The organism is Streptomyces sp. NPDC093089 (assembly GCF_044754405.1).
Taxonomy (GTDB): Bacteria; Actinomycetota; Actinomycetes; order Streptomycetales; family Streptomycetaceae; genus Streptomyces.
The window spans coordinates 73,304-98,430 of record NZ_JBIVPA010000007.1 but is presented as its reverse complement, the minus strand read 5'-3'; the positions used below and the strand labels follow the sequence as shown (position 1 = coordinate 98,430).

The window sequence follows — 25,127 nt, the reverse complement described above, 5'->3', positions numbered from 1 at the left end:
CGGGGTCAGCCGCCGCGCGGGCCGGGGAAGGCCGACGGGCGGGGGTCCTCGCGGAGGGCGGCGCTGCCCGAGGTGGGCTGCGGGGGCATCGAGCGGGCGGCGGGGACCGAGGGGAGCGTGCGGGTCACGCCCGGCTCCACCGTGTGCTCCTGCTCCACGGCGATGCCCTGCTGGGGCGCGCGCCGGGCACCGTAACGGCGGTGGACGGCCTGCTTGGTGACTCCGAGCGCGGAACCGACCGCGTCCCACGAGAAGCCGAGCGAGCGGTCGAAGTCGACCGCGGCGGTCACCAGGGTCTCGACGCTGTCCCGCAGCTCCTGCGCGAGTCGGACGGTCGGGGCGGGCGCGCGCCCGTAGACGACGAAGCCCGTCGACGGGCCGGAGCGGCGAGGGCGGTAGACATTGCCCAGCTGGGCCGTGAGCGTGCGCAGTGCGTCCACCTGCCGCCGGACCCGCTCGATGTCCCGCACCAACAGGTGCAGACTCGCCCGGGCTTGGGCGTCGTGGGTTGCGTGGTCGGCCATGTGAAAGCCTCTCGAACCGGCGTTTAAGGGGGCGGGTCGCAGGGGGGAACGGCGACCCGATTCGGTCAATCTCTCTTGACCAACGCGCCACCGGGAGTTGGGTCACGCTGCGGGGGCGTACGCGCATATGCGCAGGGCGCTCGTCCTCACGTACGCCCCCTTCACCGCGGGCATCTAGACTGGTGCGCTGCCCGCAAAGCCCCCGGAGAGACAGGCAGTCGCCACCCATGAAGCTCGTCTTCGCAGGCACCCCCGAGGTCGCCGTACCCGCCCTGGACGCCCTGCTCGCCTCCGGCCGGCACGAGGTGGCGGCCGTGGTCACCCGGCCGGACGCCCCGGCGGGACGCGGCCGGCGGCTCGTGGCCAGCCCGGTGGCCCAGCGGGCGGAGGAGGCCGGGATCGAGGTCCTCAAGCCGGCCAGGCCGCGCGACGAGGAGTTCCTCGCCCGGCTGCGGGAGATCGCGCCGGACTGCTGCCCGGTCGTCGCCTACGGCGCGCTGCTGCCCAAGGTCGCCCTCGACATCCCCGCCCGCGGCTGGGTCAACCTGCACTTCTCGCTGCTGCCCGCGTGGCGCGGCGCGGCCCCCGTGCAGCACTCCCTGATGTCCGGAGACCAGGTGACCGGCGCGTCCACCTTCCTCATCGAGGAGGGCCTCGACTCGGGGCCGGTCTACGGCGTCGTCACCGAGGACATCCGCCCCACCGACACCAGCGGCGACCTGCTGACCCGGCTCGCCTTCGCGGGCGCCGGACTGCTCGCGGCGACCATGGACGGCATCGAGGACGGCAGCCTCCACGCCGTCCCGCAGCCGGTCGAGGGCATCACCCTGGCCCCCAAGATCCAGGTCGAGGACGCCCACGTCGACTTCGCCGTCCCCGCCCTGCGGGTGGACCGCGTGGTCCGCGGCTGCACCCCCGCGCCCGGCGCCTGGACCCTCTTCCGCGGCGAGCGCCTCAAGCTCGTCCAGGTCACCCCCCTTCCCGACCGCACCGACCTCGCCCCCGGGGAGCTCTCGGTCGGCAAGAACAACGTCTACGCCGGCACCGGTTCCCACGCGGTCGAACTGCTCTGGGTCCAGCCCCAGGGCAAGAAGCCGATGAAGGCCGCGGACTGGGCCCGCGGGGTGCGGATCGCCCCTGGAGAGGGCCTCGGGGCGTAGGGCACGGGCGGCTCCGCGGGCGACGTAGGCTGGGAGCGTTCGACCCTCTTCATTTCGTCACGCGGAGCACCTTTGAGCGAGCAGGCACGTCGCCGTCCCCACAAGCCCTACCGGAGGCCCCAGAAGGACCCGGTCCGGATGCTGGCCTTCGAGGCGCTGAGGGCGGTGGACGAGCGCGACGCGTACGCGAACCTGGTGCTGCCGCCGCTGCTGCGGAAGGCCCGCGAGAAGGGCGACTTCGACGGTCGGGACGCGGCGCTCGCGACCGAGCTCGTGTACGGGACGCTGCGGCGCCAGGGCACGTACGACGCGATCATCTCCGCCTGCATCGACCGGCCGCTGCGCGAGGTCGACCCGCCCGTCCTCGACGTCCTGGCGCTCGGCGCGCACCAGCTGCTCGGGACGCGGATCCCCACCCACGCGGCGGTCTCCGCCAGCGTCGAGCTGGCCCGTGTGGTGCTCGGCGACGGCCGGGCCAAGTTCGTGAACGCCGTCCTGCGGAAGATCTCCCAGCAGGACCTCGACGCCTGGGTCGCGCAGGTCGCGCCGCCGTACGACGAGGACCCCGAGGACCACCTCGCCGTCGTCCACTCGCACCCCCGCTGGGTCGTCTCGGCGCTCTGGGACTCCCTCGGCGGCGGGCGCGCCGGCATCGAGGACCTCCTGGAGGCCGACAACGAGCGCCCCGAGGTCACCCTCGTCGCCCGGCCCGGCCGCGTCACCACCGAGGAGCTCTCGGCGGCCACCGAGACGCTGCCGGGCCGCTGGTCCCCGTACGCCCTGCGGATGGTCGAGGGCGGCGAGCCCGGTGCCATCGAGGCGGTGAAGGAGGGCCGGGCCGGCGTCCAGGACGAGGGCAGCCAGCTCGTCGCCGTCGCCCTGGCCAACGCGCCGGTCGAGGGCTCCGACACCCGCTGGCTCGACGGCTGCGCGGGCCCGGGCGGCAAGGCCGCCCTGCTGGCCGCGCTGGCCTCCGAGCGGGGCGCCGCCCTGCTCGCCTCGGAGAAGCAGCCGCACCGCGCCCGCCTCGTCGAGCGCGCGCTCGCCGGCAACCCCGGCCCGTACCAGGTGATCGCCGCCGACGGCACCCGCCCGCCGTGGCGCCCCGGCTCCTTCGACCGGGTCCTGATGGACGTGCCCTGCTCGGGCCTCGGCGCGCTGCGCCGCCGCCCGGAGGCCCGCTGGCGGCGCCGCCCCGAGGACCTGGACGGCTTCGCGCCGCTCCAGCGCGCGCTGCTCACCGAGGCGCTGAGCGCCGTCCGTGTCGGCGGCGTGGTGGGGTACGCGACCTGCTCGCCGCACCTGGCGGAGACCCGGGTGGTCGTCGACGACGTCCTGAAGAAGATCGGCGGCGCCGAGCTGATCGACGCCCGCCCGCTGCTGCCCGGCGTCCCTGCGCTCGGCGACGGCCCGGACGTCCAGCTGTGGCCGCATCTGCACGGTACGGACGCGATGTACCTGGCGCTGCTGCGCCGCACCGCCTGACCGCAATCTCCCGGTCCGTCCCGGTCCAGACTCGTCGGTTCGTACCGAAATTGGTCTGGACCGGATTCGAAACCGCTCAGCGGCAAAGAAGTACCCAAGAACGTGGGAGGCTTGGCACATGGCGCAGATCAACCCCAGCATCCTGTCCGCGGACTTCGCCCGGCTCGCCGATGAGGCGAAGGCCGTCGGCGGTGCCGACTGGCTGCACGTCGACGTGATGGACAACCACTTCGTGCCCAACCTGACGCTGGGGGTGCCGATCGTCGAGTCCCTGGCCCGCGCGACCGACACCCCGCTCGACTGCCACCTGATGATCGAGGACCCGGACCGCTGGGCCCCGCAGTACGTGGAGGCGGGCGCCGGCTCGGTCACCTTCCACGTCGAGGCGGCCGCCGCGCCGGTACGGCTCGCGCGGGAGATCCGGGCCAAGGGCGCCCGCGCCTCCATGGCGCTCAAGCCGGCCACGCCCATCGAGCCGTACGAGGACCTGCTCCCCGAGCTCGACATGCTGCTGATCATGACCGTCGAGCCCGGCTTCGGCGGCCAGGCGTTCCTCGACATCATGCTGCCCAAGATCCGCCGCACCCGTGAGCTGATCTCCAAGCACGGCTTGGAGCTCTGGCTCCAGGTCGACGGCGGCGTCGCCGAGTCCACCATCGAGCGGTGCGCCGAGGCCGGCGCCGACGTCTTCGTCGCGGGCTCCGCGGTGTACGGCGCCGCCGACCCGGCCGCCGCCGTCGCCTCGCTGCGGGCCCGCGCCGAGGCCGCCACGGCCTCCGCCGCGTGGGCGTGTGGCCACTGAGCCTCCGGCGGATGAACGCGGTCCGTCGGGCCGTCGACAGGACTGATCAAGGGCCGCCGGATCTGACAGGATGAACGGCGAGTCCAGAGTGTGAACGACATCGGAACGTGACTTCCGTACGTGAACAGCGGTACGTGAACAGCAGTGAGGAGATCGCGGTGGCGGGAATGTCGGCGGGACGGTCAGCCCTGCGGATGGGCCCCGCGGAGCTGGTGCAGGCGGCGGCCATGGCCCGCCGCTTCTACCTCGAGGGCAAGTCCAAGATCCAGATCGCCGAGGAGTTCGGCGTGAGCCGCTTCAAGGTGGCCCGGGTCCTGGAGACCGCCCTGGAGCGCGACCTCGTACGGATCGAGATCCGCGTACCGGCCGAGCTGGACGCCGAGCGCTCCGACGCGCTCCGCGCCCGCTACGGGCTCCGCCATGCCGTCGTCGTCGAGTCCCCGGCCGAGGGCGACGACGAATCGCCCGACCCGGAGAACCTCGGCGAGGTCGCGGCCGACCTCCTCGGCGAGCTCGTCACCGAGGGCGACGTCCTGGGCCTCGCCTGGGGCCGCTCCACCATCCACATGGCGGCGGCGCTCGACCGGCTGCCGCCCTGCACCGTCGTCCAGCTCACCGGCGTGTACGACGCCGGAACCGCCGAGCGCGGCTCCGTCGAGGCGGTCCGCCGCGCCGCCCAGGTCTCCGGCGGCGAGGCGCACCCCATCTACGCGCCCATGCTGCTCCCCGACCCGGCGACCGCGGCGGCGCTGCGCAGCCAGACCGGCATCGCGCGGGCCTTCGAGTACTTCGACAAGGTGACCGTCGCCTGCGTCTCCATCGGCTCCTGGGAGCCGGGCATCTCCACCGTCCACGACATGCTCTCCGACGCCGAGCGGGCCCACTACGCCTCGCTGGGCGTCGCCGCCGAGATGTCGGCCCACCTCTTCGACGCCGAGGGCCGGCGGGTCGGCCGCGACCTCGGCGAGCGCTGCATCACCGTCGAGGCGGACCGGCTGCGCCGCATCCCCGAGGTCGTGGCCATCGCCGGCGGCCAGCGCAAGGCGGCGGCGATCGGCGCGGTGCTCCGCTCCGGACTCGTCACCAGCCTCGTGACGGACCGCGCCGCGGCCGACTACCTGCTCACCGAGTCCAGCCCGGGAACCCACCCGGCGCTCGACCGCAGGGACCCCGACGGCAGCTGACACGACCGCCGCACTTCCAGGGGCCGGAGCCATCCCGTAACGGTACGTTCGGGACATGTTGCTCCGGCCCCCGCGCGTTCTCCTCGCGCTCGTCCTCGCCGTCCTCCTGGCCGGGTGCTCCTCGGCGAGCGGCGGGACCGGCACCGCGACCGGCACCGTCACCGGAAGTCGCACCGCGACCGCGACCGAGGCCCGCACCGCGGTCCCGACCCGCACCGCCCCCTCGCACACCGCCGCCGCCCCCGCACCCACCGGCACCTCGGGGCTCCCCACCGTACGGGTCGCCGACCTGCCCCCCGAGGCACGGACGACGCTCGGCCTCATCGCGAGCGGCGGCCCCTTCCCGTACGCCAAGGACGGCACCGTCTTCTCGAACTTCGAGCAGGTCCTGCCCCGCGAGGAACGCGGCTACTACCACGAGTACACCGTGAAGACCCCCGGCGCCCAGGGCCGCGGAGCCCGCCGGATCGTCACCGGGCGGAACGACGAGACCTACTACACCGACGACCATTACGAGACGTTCCGGGAGGTGGTCACGGATGAGACGTGACGACCCCGTCGTCCTCGACCTGACCGGGGTCACGGACAAGGCCGGCCTCATGGACCGGTGCGCCACCGCGCTCGCCCTGCCCGACTGGTTCGGCCGGAACTGGGACGCCCTCGCCGACTGCCTCACCGACCTGACCGAGCCCGTCACCCTCGTCGTCACCGGCTGGCGGGAGTACGCCGACACGCGCCCGCGTGAGTGGCGGACCGCCCAGGACGTCTTCGCCACCGCCGTCGACGAGCGCCCCACCCGCCTCACCGTCCTCCTCGCCCTGGGAGAGAGCTTCGGAGGATCCGACGAACCACCTGCCGCAAGCCTCGGATGATTCGCCCTGGACTGGTATGCGTAGGGGCGTGGGACAATGAACTACGTGCTTTTTCCCCTGGCTGAAATGCATAGGGGCCGATCCGAACGACTGGGATGTCAGCACGTGCGTTTCCTCAATGACGTCAAGCCGCCCTACGACCTGACGTACGACGATGTGTTCATGGTGCCGAGCCGCTCGGCCGTCGGCTCCCGCCAGGCCGTGGACCTCTCCTCGCCCGACGGGACCGGGACGACGATCCCGCTGGTCGTCGCCAACATGACCGCCATCGCCGGCCGGCGGATGGCCGAGACCGTGGCCCGCCGCGGCGGCCTGGTCGTCATCCCCCAGGACATCCCCATCGAGGTCGTCACCGACGTCATCACCTGGGTCAAGAGCCGCCACCACGTGCTCGACACCCCGATCGTCCTCGAGCCGCACCAGACCGTCGCCGACGCGCTGTCGCTGCTGCCGAAGCGCGCCCACGACGCCGGCGTCGTCGTCGACGAGAACCGCCGCCCCGTCGGCGTCGTCACCGACGCCGACCTCTCCGGCGTCGACCGCTTCACCCAGCTCTCCGAGGTCATGTCCAAGGACCTGCTGCTCCTGGACGCCGACATCGACCCGCGCGAGGCCTTCAACACCCTCGACGCCGCCAACCGCCGCTACGCCCCCGCCGTGGACGCGGACGGCAAGCTCGTCGGCATCCTCACCCGCAAGGGCGCGCTGCGCGCGACCCTCTACAACCCCGCCGTCGACAAGGCCGGCAAGCTGCGCATCGCCGCCGCCGTCGGCATCAACGGCGATGTGGCGGGCAAGGCCAAGCAGCTGCTCGACGCGGGCGTCGACACGCTCGTCATCGACACCGCGCACGGCCACCAGGAGTCGATGATCAACGCGATCCGCACCGTGCGGGCGCTCGACCCGCAGGTCCCGATCGTCGCGGGCAACATCGTCGCCGCCGAGGGCGTCAAGGACCTCATCGAGGCGGGCGCCGACATCATCAAGGTCGGCGTCGGCCCCGGCGCCATGTGCACCACCCGCATGATGACCGGCGTCGGCCGCCCGCAGTTCTCCGCCGTCCTGGAGTGCGCCGCCGAGGCCAAGAAGTACGGCAAGCACGTCTGGGCCGACGGCGGTGTCCGCCACCCGCGCGACGTCGCCATGGCGCTCGCCGCCGGTGCGTCCAACGTCATGATCGGCTCCTGGTTCGCCGGGACGTACGAGTCCCCCGGCGACCTCCAGCAGGACGCCAACGGGCGCCTCTACAAGGAGTCCTTCGGCATGGCCTCCGGCCGAGCCGTCAAGAACCGCACCAGCGACGAGTCCGCCTACGACCGGGCCCGCAAGGCGCTGTTCGAGGAGGGCATCTCCACCTCGCGCATGTTCCTCGACCCGGCCCGCCCGGGCGTCGAAGACCTCATCGACTCCATCATCGCGGGCGTCCGGTCCTCCTGCACCTACGCCGGTGCGGGGTCCCTCGCGGAGTTCGAGGACAAGGCCGTCGTCGGTGTCCAGTCCGCCGCCGGCTACGCCGAGGGCAAGCCCCTCCACGCCAGCTGGAGCTGACACCCTCCCTCCCCGGGCCCCCGAGAGCACCGCTCTCGGGGGCCCGTGGCGTTCCCCCACGCCCGCCGGGGGACCTACCCCCTCCGGGTCTTCCCTGCCGGGGCCCACCCTGTTGTGGCGCAACGGAGGGCCGGGCCCGGTCCACCTCGTTGGGGGCAATCGCCCCGCTGCGGCGGCGGTGCCCACCCCGCCCGGCCCGGCTGGGCCTGGCCCACCCCGTTGCGGGCAACCGCCCGCCAGGGACGGGCCCACCCCGCCCCAGCGGGACGAGTGCCCACACGGAGGGTGGGCCAGGGTGGCGGGCGCGGCCCACACGGTGGGCGGGCCGGCGGCCAGAGTGCGGGCCCACACGGGGGTGGGCGAGGCCAGAGCGCGGCCCACGCGGAGGAGGCGGGCCGGGCCGGCGCGTGCGGGCCCACGAGGGGGTGGGCCGGGGCGGCGCGCGGACCCACACGGGGGGTCGGGGTGGCGCGCGGGCCCACGAGGGGGTGGGCCTGGGTGGCGCGCCGGCCGACGCGGGCTCTTACACGGCGGGTGGTGCGGCCACGTGGCGGGGGGTGTGGGCCGCGGGGGGCAGGGGGGTGGGGAGGGTGGTGGTGATGGCTTGGGCTATGCGGGCGTGGCCGGCGTCGTTGGGGTGGAGACCGTCCGCGAGGTGCTCGGGCCGGAGGAGGGGACGGCCGGGGAGCAGGTGGACGTGGGGATCGCCGACCGCGAGGTCGTGCGCGGCGCGTTCCATGGCGCGGCGCAGCGAGGTGAGGGTGGCGCCGAGGGGGTTGGGGGTGTGCTCGGCCGCGGGGCGGAGGACGGGGGAGAGGATCAGGAGCGGCGTGACCGGGTGACCGCGGCGGACGAGGCCGACGAAGGCGCGGACGGTGGCGTAGAGCCAGTCGGGGGTGGCGGGGACGCGGTTCCAGCAGTTGGTGCCGAAGGCGAGGGTGATGACGTCGCCGGGGAGCCGGGCGAGGTGTTCGGCGAGGGGGAGTTCGCCGCGTGCCCCGCCCGCGTAACCGAGGTTGACCGGGTCGAGGCCGAGGAGGCGGCCCGCCGTGGCGGGCCAGGAGTGGGCGGGGCGGGTGGACCACCAGCCCTCGGTGATCGAGTCGCCGTGGACGAGCCAGCGGGGTCGGGGCGGCGCGGGGGAGAGGGCGCCGCCGACGGCCCGCAGGGCGAGCGGCAGGGGTGACTGGCCCTCGGGGAGGTGGAGGGTGAAGGTGCCGCCGCCTGCGGGCAGCGGGACGGTGACGGTGGCTTCGGCGGCCGGGGCGGCGAAGGTCTCGCCGACGAGCCGGGTGTCCTGCCAGAGGGCGAAGCAGTGGCGCAGCGCGGCGAGGGGGTCGTCGGGGCGCGGGACGTCCGCGCGGTAGTGGAGCCGCACCGCGCGGGTGCCGGGTGCGGCGGTGAACTCGATGCGGACGCCGATGGGCAGCGCGGCCCGGGCGGCGATGTCCCAGGGGAGCCGTTCGAGGTCGTCCGGGTCGGCACGGACGGGTCGTCGCCCGTCCAGCCAGGCCGTGCCGCGCAGGAACGGTACCGGGTCGAGCCAGCCCACCGGGGCCTCCGATCGTGCGGTCGTCGGGACCTCGCGGGGTGGGACGCCGACCGCGAGGTGTCGGGATCTCGCCGGGGGGGGCATCGGCCCGCGAGGCGTCGGGACTTCGCAGGGTAGGTCGTCGGGCGCGAGGTGTCGGGATCTCGCGGGGGAAAGGCATCGGCCCGCGAGGTGTCGGGATCTCGCAGGGTAGGTCGTCGGGCGCGCGGTGTCGGGACCTTGCAGGGCGGGTCGTCGGCTGCGAGGCGTCATGGCCTCGCCGGGTGGGGCGTCGGGCACGAGGTGTCGGGACCTCGCAGGGTGGGGCATCGGTCGTGAGGTGTCCATACGCGTGCGGGGGCCGGTTCACACCTGATGTGTCGATTCATGCGGGGGAGCGCAATGTTTACGCGTCTGCGCCCGAAGCGCGCAATGATCATCCGGCACTGCGCAACAACCCTGCATTACGAGTGCGAACCCCGGACCCTTAGGCTCGTGCCCCGTACCAGGAGTGGCGGCGACCGCCTGCTCGGCGGTTCCCCTTCCCCCGTGGGCTTGCTCCGGCATGCCCTCGTACCGCCGCGGTCGTCTCCGTCCCCACAGGCAGCGATAAGGAGCCTCCGCAGTGCTGGATCAAGGCGCAGCCCCGCCGGTCGTCGAAACGACCACCCCGAAGACCTCCGCCCTCGGCGCACTCGTCCGGCGCAAGCCGGTGGAAGCGCTGGTCGCGGAGGGTGGGCAGGGTGAGGGCGGCACGCTCCGCCGCTCGCTCTCCATGTGGCAGCTGACCATGATCAGCATTGGTGCGACGCTCGGCACCGGCATCTTCGTCGTCCTCGGCGACGCCGTCCCGAAGGCGGGCCCCGCGGTCACGGTCGCCTTCGTCATCGCCGGTCTCACGGCGCTGTTCTCCGCGCTCTCGTACGCCGAGCTGGCCGGCACGATACCGGTGGCCGGGTCCTCCTACTCGTACGCGTACGCAACGATGGGTGAACTGGTCGCCTGGGTCTGCGGCTGGTGTCTGGTCCTGGAGTACGGCGTGTCCGTCGCCGCCGTGGCGGTCGGCTGGGGCGAGTACCTCAACGAGCTGCTCGACGGGACCATCGGCGTCACGCTCCCCGACGTGGTCTCCTCGGCCCCGGGCGAGGGCGGCGTCATCAACCTGCCCGGCCTGATCGTCGTCCTGCTCGCCATGCTGTTCCTGCTCGGCGGCGCCCGTGAGTCCGCCGTCATCAACACCATCATGGTCGTGGTGAAGATCGTCGCCCTCGTGCTCTTCTGCGCGATCGGCTTCGTGGGCTTCAAGTCCGGCAACTACAAGGACTTCATGCCGCTCGGCATGGCCGGCGTCGGCGCCGCGAGCGCCAGCCTGTTCTTCTCGTACATCGGCTTCGACGCCGCCTCCACGGCCGGCGAGGAGGCCAAGAACCCCAAGCGCGACCTGCCGCGGGCCATCATGCTCTCGCTGCTCATCGTCACCGTGCTCTACGTCCTCGTCGCCGCCGTCGCCGTCGGCGCCTGGCACTGGAAGGCCTTCGACGGCGCCGAGGCCACCCTGGCCGCGATCATGAACGACGTCACCGGCCAGACCTTCTGGGGCACCCTGCTCGCCGCCGGCGCCGTCATCTCCATCGCCAGCGTCGTCCTCACCGTGCTCTACGGCCAGACCCGCGTCCTCTTCGCGATGTCCCGCGACGGCCTGGTCCCCAAGGCCTTCGGCAAGGTCAGCGGCAAGACCGGCACCCCGCGCGTCAACACGGTGATCGTGTCGCTCTTCTGCGCCGCCCTCGCCTCGGTCATCCCGCTCGGCAAGCTCGTCGACGCCACCAGCATCGGCACGCTCTTCGCCTTCGGCCTGGTCAACATCGCGGTCGTCGTCCTCCGCTACACCCGCAAGGACATGGACCGCACCTTCAAGGTGCCGTTCGGCCCGGTCTTCCCGGTGCTCGGCCTGCTCTTCTGCGCGTACAACATGTTCAGCCTCGACGCGGTCACCTGGAAGGTCTTCGGCGGATGGATGGTCGCCGGGCTCGTGTTCTACTTCCTGTACGGCATGCGCCGCTCCCGACTGGCCACCGCAGGGTCAGCAGCACCAGCAGAGAAGTGATCCACCCGTAGTGCGACTCAACGACCTCGACGAACGCATCGTCCACGCCCTCGCGGAGGACGCCCGCCGCAGCTACGCCGACATCGGCTCGCTCGTCGGACTCTCGGCGCCCGCCGTGAAGCGGCGCGTGGACCGGCTCCGGGCCGAGGGGGCGATCACCGGCTTCACCGTACGGGTGGACCCGGCCGCGCTCGGCTGGGAGACCGAGGGCTTCGTCGAGATCTACTGCCGCCACAACACCTCGCCGGACGACATCCGGCGGGGTCTGGAGCGGTATCCCGAGGTGGTGTCCGCGTCGACCGTCACCGGTGACGCGGACGCCGTCGTCCAGGTCTTCGCCTCGGACATGCGCCACTTCGAGCGGGTCCTGGAGCGCATCGCGGGCGAGCCCTTCGTGGAGCGCACCAAGTCCGTCCTGGTGCTCTCGCCACTGCTGCGGCGCTTCTCCTCGGGCTCGCCGGCGTAGGACCCGGCCCCGGGCTCGCCGGCGTAGGACCCGGCCCCGGGCTCGCCGGCGTAGGACCCGGCCCCGGGCTCGCCGGCGTAGGACCCGGCCCCGGGCCCGCCGCCACTCGACCCGGCCCCGGGTTCGCCGACGTAGGACCCACCCCGGGTCCGCCGGCACAGGCCCCGGCCCCGGGCCCGCTGCCCCAGGGGTTCGAGGGCGGCCGGGCGGTGCGGGCCGTGGTTCCCGCACCGCCCCGCGCCCCGCCCACCCCTGTGGGGCGGCCTATTCGGTGGGGTGGACGAACTCCCAGGGCACGACCCGGAAGTCGCCCGTCCCCGCCCTGACCTTCTCGAAGGGTGCGCCGCTGACGCACGGCGGCACCTTGTCCTTCTGCGGGTCGGCGGTCATCCAGGTGTAGCCGAGCCGGTCCCCGGTGGGGTCGTCGTGGACCGTGACGCCGACGCGCGCCTTCCGGAACTCCTTCACGTCGGTCTCGACGACGGTGCCCGACACGACGGCGACCTTCCCGCCGGTGGTGAGGCAGTCGACCTCGACCTTCGCGTAGCCGCCCCAGTCGCCCTTGTAGTGGCTGAACCGGAACGTGCCGGTGGCCTTCATCGGATCCTGCCGGTCCTGGTCGGCCAGATGCGCGTCGAAGCTGAAGGTGATGTCGTCCCCGGCCGGCCGGTACAGCTTCGCGGTGCCGGTCAGCGCGGCGGCCTCCTTGCCGGTGGCCCGGGCGGCGGCCGGAGCGGGCGCGTCGTCCGCCGAGGCGGCGGCGATGCCCCCGGCCCCCAGGGTGAGCAGCACGGCCGCAGCGACGGCGAGGGTCTTCGTGCGACGGTTCATTGCGTCCGAGTCCTTTCGGCAGGTCGTCCGGGGTGTCCTCCGGACGACCACCACTCTTCCGCGCGGGCTCCGCCGGGGCGTCGGGCCGTGGGACGGTCCTCGTCTCCGCCGCGCGGCGGGGGAGCCGTACGACCCCGGGCGGAGCCGTGCGCAACGAATCGCCGTCGTGGCCTCCGATCGCGCAACGGTTCGACGGTCGGTCCGCAACGCTCCCGCCTTGTCCGGAAGGAGCGCGAAACCGTACCGTTTTTGACGTCTTCCCCTTGTACTCCGACCCCCCGAGGATCGCCCATGCCCGCGCTGCGCACCGCCCTGCTCCAGAGCTCCGGTGAGCTCGGTGACGTGGCCGCCAACCTCAAGATCCTCGACGAGGCCGCCGCCCGCGCCGCGGCCGCCGGGGCGGACCTGCTGCTCGCCCCCGAGCTGTTCCTCACGGGGTACGCCATCGGCGCCGACATGGCGCGCCTGGCCGAGCCGGCCGACGGCCCCTCCGCCCGCGCCGTCGCGGCCGTCGCCGTCCGCCACGGACTGGCCGTGGGCTACGGCTACCCGGAGCGCGACACCGAGCGGCACGGGGTCCTGTACAACGCGGCGCAGCTCATCGGCCCCGACGGGGTCCCGCTCGCGAACTACCGCAAGACCCATCTCTTCGGCGGCTTCGAGACGACCTGGTTCACCCCCGGTGACCAGGCGGTCGTCCAGGCCGAGCTCGGCGGGCTCACCGTCGGCATGATGATCTGCTACGACGTCGAGTTCCCGGAGAACGTACGGGCGCACGCGCTGGCCGGCACGGACCTCCTCCTCGTACCGACCGCGCTCATGCACCCCGCCGAGATCGTGCCCCTGTCCGTGGTGCCGGTCCGCGCCTTCGAGAACCAGCTGTACATCGCGTACGCCAACCGGACCGGCCCCGAGGGCGACTTCGAGTTCGTCGGCCTCTCCACGCTCGCCGGTCCCGACGGCACCGCCCGCGCCCGCGCCGGGCGCGGCGAGGACCTGGTCCTCGGTGACGTCGACCCGGCCTTCCTCGCGGCCTCCCGCGCGGAGAACCCCTACCTCCGCGACCGGCGCCCGGGCCTCTACGGCCCCCTCGTCTGAGCCCGCCCCCTCCTCCCCGCCTCATCACTTCTTTCCGTGCAAGGAGTCCGTACCCCATGACGTCCACGGTGCCCACGACCGCCGTCCCGCACAGCGACGGCCAGCCGCCGATCACCATGTTCGGTCCGGACTTCCCGTACGCCTACGACGACTTCCTGGCCCACCCGGCCGGGCTCGGCCAGATACCGGCCACCGAGCACGGCACCGAGGTCGCCGTCATCGGTGGCGGTCTCTCCGGCATCATCGCCGCGTACGAGCTGATGAAGATGGGCCTCAAGCCCGTCGTCTACGAGGCCGACCAGATCGGCGGGCGGCTGCGCACCGTGGGCTTCGAGGGCACCGCCACCGAGGGCCTGACCGCCGAGATGGGCGCCATGCGCTTCCCGCCCTCCTCGACCGCGCTCCAGCACTACATCGACCTGGTCGGTCTGGAGACCACGCCCTTCCCGAACCCGCTGGCCGAGTCGACCCCGTCGACCGTCGTCGACCTCAAGGGCGAGTCGCACTACGCGACCACCGTCGACGACCTGCCGCAGGTCTACCGCGACGTGATGAACGCGTGGAACGCCTGCCTCGACGAGGGCGCCGACTTCTCCGACATGAACCAGGCCATGCGCGAGCGCGACGTCCCGCGCATCCGCGAGATCTGGTCGAAGCTCGTCGAGAAGCTCGACAACCAGACCTTCTACGGCTTCCTCTGCGAGTCGGAGGCCTTCAAGTCCTTCCGCCACCGCGAGATCTTCGGCCAGGTCGGCTTCGGCACCGGCGGCTGGGACACCGACTTCCCGAACTCCATCCTGGAGATCCTCCGCGTCGTCTACACCGAGGCCGACGACCACCACCGCGGCATCGTCGGCGGTTCGCAGCAGCTGCCGCTGCGCCTGTGGGAGCGCGAGCCGGAGAAGATCATCCACTGGGCGCAGGGCACCTCGCTGAGCTCCCTGCACGAGGGCACCCCGAAGCCGGCCGTCACCCGGCTGAACCGGACCGCCGGCAACCGGATCACCGTCACCGACGCCTCCGGCGACATCCGCACGTACCCGGCGGCGATCTTCACCGCCCAGTCCTGGATGCTGCTCTCCAAGATCGCCTGCGACGACTCGCTCTTCCCGATCGACCACTGGACGGCGATCGAGCGGACCCACTACATGGAGTCGTCCAAGCTCTTCGTGCCCGTCGACCGGCCGTTCTGGCTGGACAAGGACGAGGAGACCGGCCGGGACGTCATGTCGATGACGCTGACCGACCGGATGACCCGCGGCACCTACCTGCTCGACGACGGCCCGGACAAGCCGGCCACGATCTGCCTGTCGTACACCTGGTGCGACGACAGCCTGAAGTGGCTGCCGCTGTCCGCGAACGAGCGGATGGAGGTCATGCTGAAGTCGCTCGGCGAGATCTACCCGAAGGTCGACATCCGGAAGCACATCATCGGCAACCCGGTGACGGTCTCCTGGGAGAACGAGCCCTACTTCATGGGCGCCTTCAAGGCCAACCTGCCGGGCCACTACCGCTACCAGCGGCGCCTGTTCACCCACTTCATGCAGGACCGGCTGCCCGAGGACAAGCGGGGCATCTTCCTGGCGGGCGACGACATCTCGTGGACGGCCGGCTGGGCCGAGGGCGCGGTGCAGACGGCGCTCAACGCGGTGTGGGGCGTGATGCACCACTTCGGCGGCAGCACCGACGGCACCAACCCCGGTCCGGGCGACGTGTACGACGAGATCGCCCCGGTCGAGCTGCCGGAGGACTGATCCGGCGCAAGGTCTGATCCGGGGTACGGACCGATCCGGCCCGAGGCCCGATCCCCCCCCGTGCGGGGTGAGGTCAGGGCCTGGCGAGGGGCGTGAGCAGCATGCGTCCCACCAGGCCCACCGACCGGTCGAGCCGCTCCGTGAACTCGGCGGCGAGGTCGGGCAGCCCGCGCAGCTGCCACAGCGAGCGCGCGGCGAGCCAGGCCCCGTCCCGGGCCCGGTCCAGGCTCCAGCAGCCGAGCAGATGCGTCAGCGGGTCCGCGACCTCCAGGAGGTCCGGGCCCGGCATCAGTTCCTCCCGGATGCGCTCCTCCAGGAGGACCAGGATGTCGCCGACCCGGTCGAACTCGTCCTCGATGTCGGCGGGGGCACAGTCCAGGATCCGGCAGGCGTCGACCACGGCGAGCGCCAGGTCGTGCCCGATGTGCGCGTTGATCCCGGCCAGCGCGAACTGCAGCGGCCGTACGCCGGGGTGGCGCCGGTAGTGGAAGAGCGGCCGCCAGCAGGCGGGGGCGGGGAAGCCGGTGGCGGCCGCGTCGACCGCCGCGAGGTACCGCTCGGCGAACCGTACGTCGAGCGTGGCGGCGGCCCGCCGGTCGGCGAAGGTGCCGGCCTCGATGGCGTGGCCGATCTCCTCGGTGACGGTCAGGTAGACCCGGTTGAAGACGGCGACCCCGTCGGCCGGGTGCCAGGTCGAGCGGAGCGACCGCATCCGGTCCACCACCGGGTCGACCGCCAGGAACGGCCCGATCCGCTCGGTCTGCTGTCCGATCTGCTGGGTCTGCGCCATGGGGGCAGGCTCCCAGGCGCCGGGCCCGGGAGGGAACCTCCCGGGCCCGGCTTACCCAGAACGGGCGAATCACTCAGCTCTTCGACGCGCCGTCCGCGTTCGTCTCGTACGAGCTGGTGCCGGAGTCCAGGAGCGGCTCCTGCTCCTTCAGGTGGGCCGGGGCGAAGGCCCGCAGCACGTGGTAACCGGTGATGACGACGATCGTGCCGAGGGCGATCCCGCCGAGCTCGAAGCTGTCGGTGAAGGTCAGCTTCACGCCGCCGACGCCGATGATGATGCCGGCGGCGGCCGGGACCAGGTTGAGCGGGTTGCGCAGGTCGACCTCGGCGTTGATCCAGATCTGGGCGCCGAGCAGGCCGATCATGCCGTACAGGATCACGGTGATGCCGCCGAGGACGCCGCCGGGGATGGCGGCGACGACGGCGCCGAACTTCGGGCAGAGGCCGAAGAGGAGCGCGAAGCCGGCCGCGGCCCAGTAGGCGGCGGTCGAGTAGACCCGGGTGGCGGCCATGACGCCGATGTTCTCGGAGTACGTGGTGTTCGGCGGACCGCCGACGGCCGTGGACAGCACGGAGGCGGCGCCGTCGGCGGCGATGGCGGTGCCGAGCTTGTCGTCCAGGTTGTCGCCGGTCATCTCGCCGACGGCCTTGACGTGGCCGGCGTTCTCCGCGACCAGCGCGATGACCACCGGCAGCGCGACCAGGATCGCGGACCATTCGAAGCTCGGGCCGTGGAAGGACGGCAGGCCGACCCAGTCGGCCTGCGAGACGCCGGAGAGGTCGAGCCGCCAGTGGTCGGTGACCTGCCCGGCCGGCGACATCGAGTGGATCTTGCCGAAGACCAGGTCGAGGATCCACGAGACGGCGTAGCCGAAGACCAGGCCGAGGAAGATCGCGATCCGGGACCAGAAGCCGCGCAGGCAGACCACGGCCAGGCCGGTGAACAGCATCACGAGCAGCGCCGTCCACTGGTCCTGCGGCCAGTAGGTGGAGGCGGTGACAGGGGCCAGGTTGAAGCCGATCAGCATCACGACGGCGCCGGTCACGATCGGCGGCATCGCCGCGTGGATGATCCGCGCGCCGAACTTCCGTACCGCCAGGCCCGCCAGGAAGAGCACCGCTCCGACGACCAGGACCGCACCGGTCACGGTGGCGCTGGTGCCGCCGGACGCGCGGATCGCGGCGGCGACGCCGACGAAGGAGAGCGAGCAGCCCAGGTAGGACGGAACGGTGCCGCGGGTCGCCAGGAGGAAGATCGCGGTCGCGACGCCGGACATCATGATCGCGAGGTTCGGGTCGAGGCCCATCAGGACCGGGGCCACGAAGGACGCACCGAACATCGCCACGACGTGCTGGGCGCCGAGCCCGACCGTACGGGGCCAGGAGAGCCGCTCGTCCGGCCGGACGACTGCTCCCGGAGCGGGTGTTCTCCCGTCGCCGTGCAGGGCCCAGCGCACGCCGAGGTTCATGAGGTCGCTCCCGTTCTCCGGTGTTCGGCGGCCGTGTCGCGACCGCAAAAGATCAGCCACATGCTATGCGCCGCCGCCGGACGGGCACGTTCGACCGCCGCCCGGGAGCGGTCGTACGGCGCCCGGGCTACCCGACCGGTCCCGCACTCTTCGCCGGCACGGGCGCGGCCGGCTCCGACTCCCGCCCGCCGGCCCTGAGCACGCCCGCGCCGAGCACGAGCCCGAAGGCGAGCAGGGTGACCAGGCCGAAGGAGACCACGAGCGAGGTGGCGTCGGCGATGCCGCCGATCGCCGAGGGGGCGATGAGCCCCGAGGTGTACGTGATGGTGGCGACGCCCGCGATGGCCTGGCTGGGGTTCGGCCCGCTGCGTCCGGCCGCGGCGAAGGCGAGCGGGACGACGACCGCGATCCCGAGCCCGATGAGACCGAATCCGGCCATCGCGACGGCGGCGTGCGGGGCGAGGACCACCATCAGTCCGCCGAGGGTGGCGACGGCGCCCCCGGTCCGTACGGTGCGGACCGCGCCGAAGCGGTCCACGACCCGGTCGCCGACCAGCCGCGCGACGGCCATCGTCAGGGCGAAGGCGGTGGTGGAGGCGGCCGCGAGCCCGGCCGAGCTGCCCAGCTCGTCGCGCAGGTAGACCGCCGACCAGTCCAGGCTGGCGCCCTCGGCGAACACCCCGCAGAAGCCGATGGCGCCGATGACCAGCGCCGACTTCGGCGGCAGCGAGAAGCGCGGCGGCGGCTCCTCGTCCGGGGTGCTGCGCACGTCCAGGACGCCCTGGCAGAAGACGAGGCCGAGCGCGGTGAGGATCAGGGCCGCGAAGAGGTGGTGGATCCGGGCGTCGCCGCCGAGGTGGGCGGCGACGGTGCCCGCCGCGGAGCCGAGCAGCGCGCCCACGCTCCACATGCCGTGCAGGCTCGACATGATGGACTTGCCGAGCCGCGTCTCGGTCTCGACGCCGAGCGCGTTCATCGCCACGTCGGACATGCCCGCGGTGGCGCCGTACACGAGGAGCGCGCCGCACAGCCCCCAGATGTTCGGGGCGAGCGACGGCAGGATCAGCGCGAGCGTCCAGAGCGAGAGCAGACCGCGCAGCGCCGTGCGGGCGCCGAAGCGGTGGGACACGGCCCCGGCGAGCGGCATCGCGAGGGAGGCGCCGAGCGCCGGGAAGGCGAGCGCCAGCCCGAGCTGGCCGGCGCTGACCCCCGCGTGCTCCTGGATCCAGGGGATCCGGGTCGCGAAGCTGCCGGTGACCGCGCCGTGGACGCAGAAGACGGCGGCGATGGCGAAGCGCGCCCGCCGCAGGCGTTCGGTGCTGGTGACGGTCTCCGCCGCCATGGGCCCTCCCGGTGTCGTGGTGTGGCGCGTAAACTATCAGGAACCCTGCCTGATAAATAGTCCGCAGGGAAGGCCCGGGCCGGAACGCACCCGGGAACGAGTCTGAGAGGATCGCCGCATGGCCGCATCCCCGAGCACCGCACGGGCCATCAACGACCGGTCCGCCCTGCGACTGCTCCAGGACGAAGGTCCGTTGACGGCCACTCAGCTGAAGACCCTCACCGGGCTCTCCCGGCCGACCGTCGCCGACCTCGTGGAGCGGCTCCAGGGCTCCGGCCTGGTCCACGTCGTCGGCGAGTCCGGCGCCGAACGCCGCGGCCCCAACGCCAAGCTGTACGGGATCGTCGCCGACCGCGCCCACCTCGCCGCCCTGGACGTACGGACCCGCTCGGTCTCCGTCACCGTCGCCGACCTGCTCGGCACCACCCTCGCCGAGGCCTCCGTGCCCGTCGGGGACGACGGCGGCGGGACCGACGGGGCCGTCGAGCGGGCGGTCGCCCTCCTGGAGCGGACCGTCGCGGAGGCGGGCGCCGACCGGCTGCACAGCGTCGCCGTCGGCGCCCCCGGGCTCATCGACCCCGCCACCGGCGAACTGCGCGACTCCTCCGGGCTGCCCGCCTGGCACCGCCGCCTCGTCGCGGTCCTCCAGGAACGGCTCCCCGCCCACGTCCTGGTCGAGAACGAGACCAACCTCGCCGCCGTCGCCGAACTGCGCGAGGGCGCCGCCCGCGACCGCGCCGACTTCGTGCTGCTCTGGCTCGGCCAGGGCGTCGGCGCCGCCGTCGTCCTCGGCGGGCGACTGCGCCGCGGAGCCTCCGGCGGCGCCGGCGAGATCGGCTTCCTCCCCGTGCCGGGCACCTCCGGCCTCCCCTCCGCCACCGGCTGCGACGGCGGCTTCCACGAGCTGGCCTGCTCGGCCGCCGTCGCCTCCCTCGCCGCCGCCCACGGCCTCGACCCGGCCGACGCGCTCACCTCCGGCCACGGCCCCTTCCTCGACGCCCTCGCCCGCCGCCTCGCCGTCGGCGCGGCCGCCGTCGTCTCCGTGCTCGACCCCGGCTGCGTCGTCCTGGCCGGTGAGACCGGCCACGCGGGCGGCCCCGGCCTCGCCGCGCGCGTGGAGGCCGGCCTCGCGGCACTCTCCCCCCTGCGCACGGAGGTCCGCGCCACGGCCCTCGGTGACGCGGCGGTCCTCCGCGGCGCCCTGCTCCGAGCACGGGACGCGGCCCAGGAGGAACTGTTCCCGTAGGGCTCGTCCGGCTGGGTCAGGGACTGAAGCGCCGCACGAGGAACTCCTCGAAGGTCGTTCGGCCCACCGCCCGTTCCGGTGCCAGATGGTGACCGTGGCGCAGCCCCTGGTACACGCGGCCCGGCAGTGGCACCTCCACGAGGCGGCGCCGGCGCCCGGTCGCCTTCAGATAGGCGTGGGCCAGCTCCGTGAAGGCGAGGATCTCCGGACCGCCCATGTCCTCCACCCGGCCCGCCGGCGGCCGCACGGCCAGCTCGGCGAGGCGTGCGGCCGCTTCCGTGACCTCCAGTGGCTGGTCCCGGACGTCCTTGGGGAGCAGCATCACGGGCGGCTTGGAGAGGCCCTGGAGCAGCTGCAGGACCAGATCGTGGAACTGGGTGGTGCGCAGCAGGGTCCACGGGATGCCGGAGGCGCGGATCATGCGCTCCACGGCGTATTTGGTCCGGTAGTAGCCGAGGGGAACCCGGTCGACGCCGACGATCGAGATGTACACCAGGTGCGGCACCCGAGCCCGCCGCGCGGCGTCGATCAGGACGCGGGCTGCGTCCTTGTCGCCGCGGAGGATGTTGCTGCAGTGGACTACCGCGTCCACCCCGTCGACCGCCCGGTCGAGCAATGGTCCGCCCCGCCGCAGGTCGACGGCGTAGGGCGTTGAGTGCCGACTGAGTACCCGGACCTCGTGGCCGTCCGCGCGCAGTCGCTCGCAGACGGGCCGTCCGAGGGTTCCCGTGCCGCCGGTCACCAGGATCGTGCTCATGCCTTCAGTCTGACCGCCCGGGAGCGGGAACGCGTCCGCGCCGCGCCCCGGACAGGGGGGGCGCGGCGCGGAACGGAGCCCGGCGGCGGGCAAGGGCCGTGAGCGTCCGCCGCCGGGGGGTCTTTCAGGGGGTGGGGATCAGCAGGCGCCGAGGTCCTGCCAGACGCCCCAGTCGCCGGTCGTGCCCGGCTCCTCGTTCTGGGTCCACCACTTGGCCTTCCACTTGCGGCCCTTGTGGGAGACCTCGTTGCCCGCGTTGTAGACGTTGCCGGCCACGTACGCCGCGGTGGTGCAGCCCGTGGTGGGCGGCGTCGTCGGAGGCGTGGTCGGGGGAGTCGTCGGCGGGGTGGTGGGCGGCGTGGTCGGCGGCGTGGTGGAGCCGGGCTCCACGACCGTCGTGCCGCGCGCCAGGTCACCGGCGAGGGCGTACGTCGTGCCGTTGATGTTCACCGTCCAGTTGGAGGGGGTGGACACCGGCAGGTAGTAGTTGAACGCCAGGTCGATCGTCGCGCCGGGGGCCAGCGACTGCCAGGCCGGGAGCTTCAGGGAGACGCGGTGGAAGTCGCCCTTCAGGCCGCCGACGTTGCTGCCCGTGTGGTCGCTGCTGATGACCTTCGTGCCGAAGCCGGACTGGTCGGAGGCGTTGGCCGGGGCCGAGGTGCCGTAGTCGAACTGGAACTCGGTGCCGCCGGGCAGCGTCGCCGCCGTGTTGTTGGTGATCTTGATCTTCGGCGTGATCGGGTAGTTCGAGTCGCCCAGCTTGAACTCGGTGAACTGGGTGTCGATCTTCACGGCCTGGGTCGGCAGCGTCGCGTTGGACTTCTTCGCGCCGTACGGGGCGGCCGCCTTGAACTTGTCGTACATCAGCGAGGTGAGCGTGGAGCCCATCTCGTACTGGCCCTTGGTCGCGTTCCAGCCGTAGTCGCCGGCCATCTCCCAGACCATCGTGCCGCCGATGCCCTTGCTGACCACGTAGTCGGCCTTGGCGGCCACCGACTGCTCGTCCTCGGTGGAGAGGAAGACCTTCTTCTGCGCGTTCCACAGCCACGGCGCGACCAGGGTCGAGTCGTACTTGCGGGCGTAGGTGCCGGTCAGCGTGGTGTTCGCCGGGAAGCCGTACTGGGTGACGTAGTCGCCGACGATCCCCTTCTCGAGGTTCTTGGCGTGCCACATCGGGTTGGAGCCCGCGGGCGACTCGACGCCGTTGGTGTCCTTGTCGTGCCACAGGTTGTCGATGCCGACGGCGCCGTCACCGCACTTGGTCAGACCGGCGCCGGCGGGGCAGGTGGCCGCGGAGGCCTTGCCCCACAGGCCGTCGGTGCCGCCCTGCACGTTCTTGTGGCCGCGGGTGTAGTACGGCAGGCCGATGTTGATGCGGCCGGCCGGCATCGAGCCGCGGAAGTAGTGGTACGCCCAGTCGGTGTTGAGGTAGCCGATGCCGCCGTACTGGGAGGAGCCGTAGACGTTGGCGGCGGCGAGCTCGCCGTCCTTGCCGTCGTCGAAGAGCGAGGCGTTGGGGCCGACGTACTCGTTCCAGGCGCCGTGCAGGTCGTACGACATGATGTTGACGTAGTCCAGATACTTCTGCATCTGGAAGGTCTCCATGCCGCGCAGCAGGTAGCCGGAGGAGGGGGCGGCGACGGTGAGCATGTAGTGCTTGCCGTCGGCGGCGCCCGCCGCGTCGAGCTTCTCGCGCAGGGACTTCATGAGGGCCGCGTAGCCCTGGACGAGTCCGGCGCGGCGCGCGTTGGCGAGCTGCCAGTCGAGCGGGTTGCCCGCGTCCTTCATCGTGGTCGGGTACTCGTAGTCGATGTCGACGCCGTTGAACCCGTACTTGCGGATGAAGTCGACGGACGAGGCGGCGAAGGTGTCGATCCCGGCCTGGTTGACCGAACCGTCGGCGTTGGTGGCCATCGAGTAGAAGCCGCCGGAGTCGACCCGGTCGCCGTTGTCCGCGAAGTAGCCGCCGGTCTCCGCCCAACCGCCGACCGAGATCAGCGTCTTGACGTTCGGGTGCTGCTTCTTGAACTTGTTGAGCAGGTTGAAGTGGCCCTTGTAGGAGTACGCCGGGTCCATCTCGGCGCCCGCGACTCCGGGCCAGGTCATCCCGGTGGCGGCGTTGTCGGGGCCGTCGGTGCCCACGGACAGCTTGTTGTCGCCGCCGACGTGGCCGAAGGCGTAGTTGATGTGGGTGATCTTCTCCCACGGGATGTCCTTGGCCAGGTAGGCGGGCTGGCCGTTCTTGCCGGTGCGCCAGCCGGTGAAGTAGCCGATGACGCGGCGCTGGTGGTCGGCGCCCATCTTCTCGCGGCCCTCGGTGTCGTAGACCGAGCAGTACGGGACGTCGACGCCCGGGGTCTTGTAGAGCCCGTCGGGGCGACAGGACTCGTTGTCGGCGGCGTACGAGACGCCGCCGGCGAGCGAGCTGAGCAGCAGTCCGGCGACGGCCGCGCCCGAAGCGAGCAGCGACGCTCTCTTCGCGGTGGGGGACAACACGATCGGGTCCTCCTGAGGTGGAGTCCCCCCGCGCCTTCCGGGCGTTGGGGGAGTGCAAAAGGCAACGAACAAGGGGGTGGGTCGTGTTGGGCCCGTGGAGTGCGCACGCCGACGGGCCGTTACCTCTGAGGTGACACGGAGATTAAGAGGACTAGACCAGTGCGTCAATAGGTCTGGACCATAGAAGGTGTTCATGGGATGCTGTGAGCCAGCCCACAGGGACTCGGCCACACGCCTCGCGGCGTCCGTGGCACACTGGCCCTGTATCAGCAGCAGCGCACTCCGGGGTCGGTGTAATTCCGAACCGGCGGTATAGTCCGCGACCCGTCCGCAGCCAGCGGCCGGTTGACCAGGTGAGATTCCTGGACCGACGGTGAAAGTCCGGATGGGAGGCAGTGCGCGGCGGGTGAACCCCCTCAGGGGTGTGCCGGCCGTACGTCCGCTGGTCGCCGTACCGCAACGGATCGGCGTACCCGCAGGACCCGGCCTCCGGCGCACCCTGCGCGAGGCGTCCCACCCGCTCCCTGTCGTCATCGACAGCCCCGGAGTCCGTGCCCGAAGAGGCAGGAGGACCCGGTGGCCCAGCAGGCCGACATCACCGCCATGCGACGCGCCGTCGAGCTCGCCGCACGCGGACTCGGCGCGACCAGCCCCAACCCCGTCGTCGGCTGCGTCATCACCGACGCCTCCGGCCACCCGGTCGGCGAGGGCTGGCACCAGCGCGCCGGCGGCCCGCACGCCGAGGTCCACGCCCTGCGCGAGGCCGGCGTCCTGGCCCGCGGCGGCACCGCGTACGTCACCCTCGAACCCTGCAACCACACCGGCCGCACCGGCCCCTGCGCCCAGGCCCTCGTCGAGGCCGGGATCAGCCGGGTCGTCTACGCGGTCGGCGACCCGAACCCGCAGGCCACCGGCGGCGCCGACACCCTGCGCGCCGCGGGCGTCGAGGTCGCCCAGGGCCTCCTGGAGGACGAGGCCGAGGCCGGCAACATCGCCTGGCTCACCTCCGTGCGCCACGGCCGCCCCTTCGTCCGCTGGAAGTACGCCGCCACCCTCGACGGCCGGATCGCCGCCGCCGACGGCACCTCCCGCTGGATCACCTCCGCCGAGTCCCGCGCCGACGTCCACCGGCTGCGCGCCGAGGCCGACGCCGTCGTCGTCGGCTCCGGCACCGCCCGCGCCGACGACCCCCATCTGGCGGTACGCGGGATCGACGAGGCCGTCCAGCCGCTGAGGGTCGTCGTCGACACCGAGGCGACCGCCGTGAAGCCCGGCGCCCGGGTCCTCGACGACGCCGCACCCACCCTGATCGCCGTCGCCGAGGACGCCGGGACCCCGCTCGCCGAGACCCCGCTCATCGAGGTCGTACGCCTCCCCAGGGCCGAACGCGGCATCGAAGTCCCCGCCCTCCTGGACGCCCTGCACGCACGCGGCGTCCGCTCCGTCCTCCTCGAAGGCGGCCCCACCCTCGCGGGCGCCTTCGTCGCCGCGGGCGCCGTCGACCAGGTGGTCGGCTACCTCGCACCCGTCCTGCTCGGCGCCGGCCCCCAGGCACTGGCCGCCGCGGGAATCGGCACCATCACCGAAGCGTTGCGGCTCGACATCACCGAGACCGTCCGCATCGGCCCCGACCTCCGCATCACCGCCACCTTCAAGGGAGCCTGAC

General features: G+C 72.7%; 21 protein-coding genes and 1 riboswitch. Of the genes, 13 read left to right on the top strand and 8 right to left on the bottom strand.

The genetic code is table 11. From position 1 onward, the window contains the following. Positions 1-5: 5 nt before the first annotated feature. Positions 6-524 carry a hypothetical protein gene (locus ACIQFX_RS17650; protein WP_402464012.1) on the bottom strand — a complete coding sequence of 173 codons (519 nt, stop codon included), beginning with the start codon at positions 522-524 and terminating at the stop codon, positions 6-8. A gap of 227 nt (positions 525-751) precedes the next feature. On the opposite strand from ACIQFX_RS17650, the gene fmt reads away from it, so the two are divergent. From fmt to ACIQFX_RS17615, 7 genes are all read left to right on the top strand, one after another. Further along, positions 752-1,684, top strand: coding sequence for a methionyl-tRNA formyltransferase (fmt, locus tag ACIQFX_RS17645; protein WP_402464010.1), 933 nt, complete (start codon positions 752-754; stop codon positions 1,682-1,684). Positions 1,685-1,756: 72 nt separating this feature from the next. After that, positions 1,757-3,169 carry an RsmB/NOP family class I SAM-dependent RNA methyltransferase gene (locus ACIQFX_RS17640; protein ID WP_402464008.1) on the top strand — a complete coding sequence of 471 codons (1,413 nt, stop codon included), beginning with the start codon at positions 1,757-1,759 and terminating at the stop codon, positions 3,167-3,169. 118 nt (positions 3,170-3,287) lie between these two features. Further along, on the top strand, positions 3,288-3,971 hold the full coding sequence (gene rpe / locus ACIQFX_RS17635) for a ribulose-phosphate 3-epimerase (protein WP_041128223.1): 684 nt from the start codon (positions 3,288-3,290) through the stop codon (positions 3,969-3,971). 134 nt (positions 3,972-4,105) lie between these two features. Continuing rightward, complete coding sequence (locus ACIQFX_RS17630; RefSeq protein WP_402464619.1) at positions 4,106-5,155, top strand: sugar-binding transcriptional regulator; 1,050 nt, start codon at positions 4,106-4,108, stop codon at positions 5,153-5,155. A 55-nt stretch (positions 5,156-5,210) separates the two neighbouring features. Beyond that, positions 5,211-5,705: a ribonuclease domain-containing protein gene (locus ACIQFX_RS17625; RefSeq protein WP_402464005.1), complete on the top strand. Its 495-nt coding sequence runs from the start codon at positions 5,211-5,213 to the stop codon at positions 5,703-5,705. Beyond that, on the top strand, positions 5,695-6,027 hold the full coding sequence (locus tag ACIQFX_RS17620; protein WP_402464003.1) for a barstar family protein: 333 nt from the start codon (positions 5,695-5,697) through the stop codon (positions 6,025-6,027). Before ACIQFX_RS17625 ends, ACIQFX_RS17620 begins: the two co-directional genes overlap by 11 nt. A 105-nt stretch (positions 6,028-6,132) precedes the next feature. Beyond that, complete coding sequence (locus ACIQFX_RS17615; RefSeq protein ID WP_402464001.1) at positions 6,133-7,575, top strand: GuaB1 family IMP dehydrogenase-related protein; 1,443 nt, start codon at positions 6,133-6,135, stop codon at positions 7,573-7,575. Between the two features lie 523 nt (positions 7,576-8,098). On the opposite strand, the gene ACIQFX_RS17610 is transcribed toward ACIQFX_RS17615, so the two are convergent. Next, on the bottom strand, positions 8,099-9,127 hold the full coding sequence (locus ACIQFX_RS17610; protein WP_402463999.1) for a GDSL-type esterase/lipase family protein: 1,029 nt from the start codon (positions 9,125-9,127) through the stop codon (positions 8,099-8,101). Between the two features lie 604 nt (positions 9,128-9,731). Here ACIQFX_RS17610 and ACIQFX_RS17605 point away from each other — a divergent pair. Next, the gene (locus tag ACIQFX_RS17605) at positions 9,732-11,213 is read left to right on the top strand and encodes an amino acid permease (RefSeq protein ID WP_402463997.1); all 1,482 of its coding nucleotides are present in this window, start codon (positions 9,732-9,734) and stop codon (positions 11,211-11,213) included. A 10-nt stretch (positions 11,214-11,223) separates the two neighbouring features. After that, positions 11,224-11,679, top strand: a complete 456-nt coding sequence (locus ACIQFX_RS17600; RefSeq protein WP_015032260.1) for an Lrp/AsnC family transcriptional regulator — start codon at positions 11,224-11,226, stop codon at positions 11,677-11,679. Positions 11,680-11,943: 264 nt separating this feature from the next. On the opposite strand, the gene ACIQFX_RS17595 is transcribed toward ACIQFX_RS17600, so the two are convergent. Beyond that, positions 11,944-12,510 (bottom strand): Repetin, encoded by a 567-nt coding sequence (locus ACIQFX_RS17595; RefSeq protein ID WP_402463995.1) that lies wholly within the window; start codon positions 12,508-12,510, stop codon positions 11,944-11,946. Between the two features lie 291 nt (positions 12,511-12,801). Between ACIQFX_RS17595 and ACIQFX_RS17590 the strand changes: the two genes are divergently transcribed. Beyond that, entirely contained in the window at positions 12,802-13,608 is an 807-nt protein-coding gene (locus ACIQFX_RS17590; protein ID WP_402463993.1) for a carbon-nitrogen hydrolase family protein, read from the top strand. Positions 13,609-13,664: 56 nt separating this feature from the next. Next, positions 13,665-15,362, top strand: coding sequence for a flavin monoamine oxidase family protein (locus ACIQFX_RS17585; protein ID WP_402463991.1), 1,698 nt, complete (start codon positions 13,665-13,667; stop codon positions 15,360-15,362). Positions 15,363-15,435: 73 nt separating this feature from the next. Here the strand turns inward: ACIQFX_RS17585 and ACIQFX_RS17580 are convergent, their stop codons facing one another. The 3 genes from ACIQFX_RS17580 to ACIQFX_RS17570 form a co-directional block, all read right to left on the bottom strand. After that, a complete protein-coding gene (locus tag ACIQFX_RS17580; protein ID WP_402463989.1) occupies positions 15,436-16,152 on the bottom strand; it encodes a DUF5995 family protein in 717 nt (238 codons plus the stop codon). Positions 16,153-16,225: 73 nt separating this feature from the next. After that, a complete protein-coding gene (locus tag ACIQFX_RS17575) occupies positions 16,226-17,620 on the bottom strand; it encodes a uracil-xanthine permease family protein (RefSeq protein WP_402463987.1) in 1,395 nt (464 codons plus the stop codon). A 127-nt stretch (positions 17,621-17,747) separates the two neighbouring features. Next, complete coding sequence (locus tag ACIQFX_RS17570) at positions 17,748-18,962, bottom strand: MFS transporter (RefSeq protein WP_402463985.1); 1,215 nt, start codon at positions 18,960-18,962, stop codon at positions 17,748-17,750. Positions 18,963-19,080: 118 nt separating this feature from the next. Here ACIQFX_RS17570 and ACIQFX_RS17565 point away from each other — a divergent pair, with 118 nt between their 5' ends. Further along, positions 19,081-20,208 carry an ROK family transcriptional regulator gene (locus ACIQFX_RS17565; RefSeq protein WP_402463983.1) on the top strand — a complete coding sequence of 376 codons (1,128 nt, stop codon included), beginning with the start codon at positions 19,081-19,083 and terminating at the stop codon, positions 20,206-20,208. 16 nt (positions 20,209-20,224) lie between these two features. On the opposite strand, the gene ACIQFX_RS17560 is transcribed toward ACIQFX_RS17565, so the two are convergent. Then, positions 20,225-20,965, bottom strand: a complete 741-nt coding sequence (locus ACIQFX_RS17560; protein WP_402463981.1) for an SDR family oxidoreductase — start codon at positions 20,963-20,965, stop codon at positions 20,225-20,227. Between the two features lie 138 nt (positions 20,966-21,103). After that, positions 21,104-23,461 carry a chitinase C-terminal domain-containing protein gene (locus tag ACIQFX_RS17555; RefSeq protein WP_402463979.1) on the bottom strand — a complete coding sequence of 786 codons (2,358 nt, stop codon included), beginning with the start codon at positions 23,459-23,461 and terminating at the stop codon, positions 21,104-21,106. Positions 23,462-23,734: 273 nt separating this feature from the next. Next, positions 23,735-23,864, top strand: a riboswitch (FMN riboswitch). A 173-nt stretch (positions 23,865-24,037) separates the two neighbouring features. Here ACIQFX_RS17555 and ribD point away from each other — a divergent pair. After that, positions 24,038-25,126 carry a bifunctional diaminohydroxyphosphoribosylaminopyrimidine deaminase/5-amino-6-(5-phosphoribosylamino)uracil reductase RibD gene (ribD, locus tag ACIQFX_RS17550; protein WP_402463977.1) on the top strand — a complete coding sequence of 363 codons (1,089 nt, stop codon included), beginning with the start codon at positions 24,038-24,040 and terminating at the stop codon, positions 25,124-25,126. The last annotated feature ends 1 nt before the right edge of the window (position 25,127 follow it).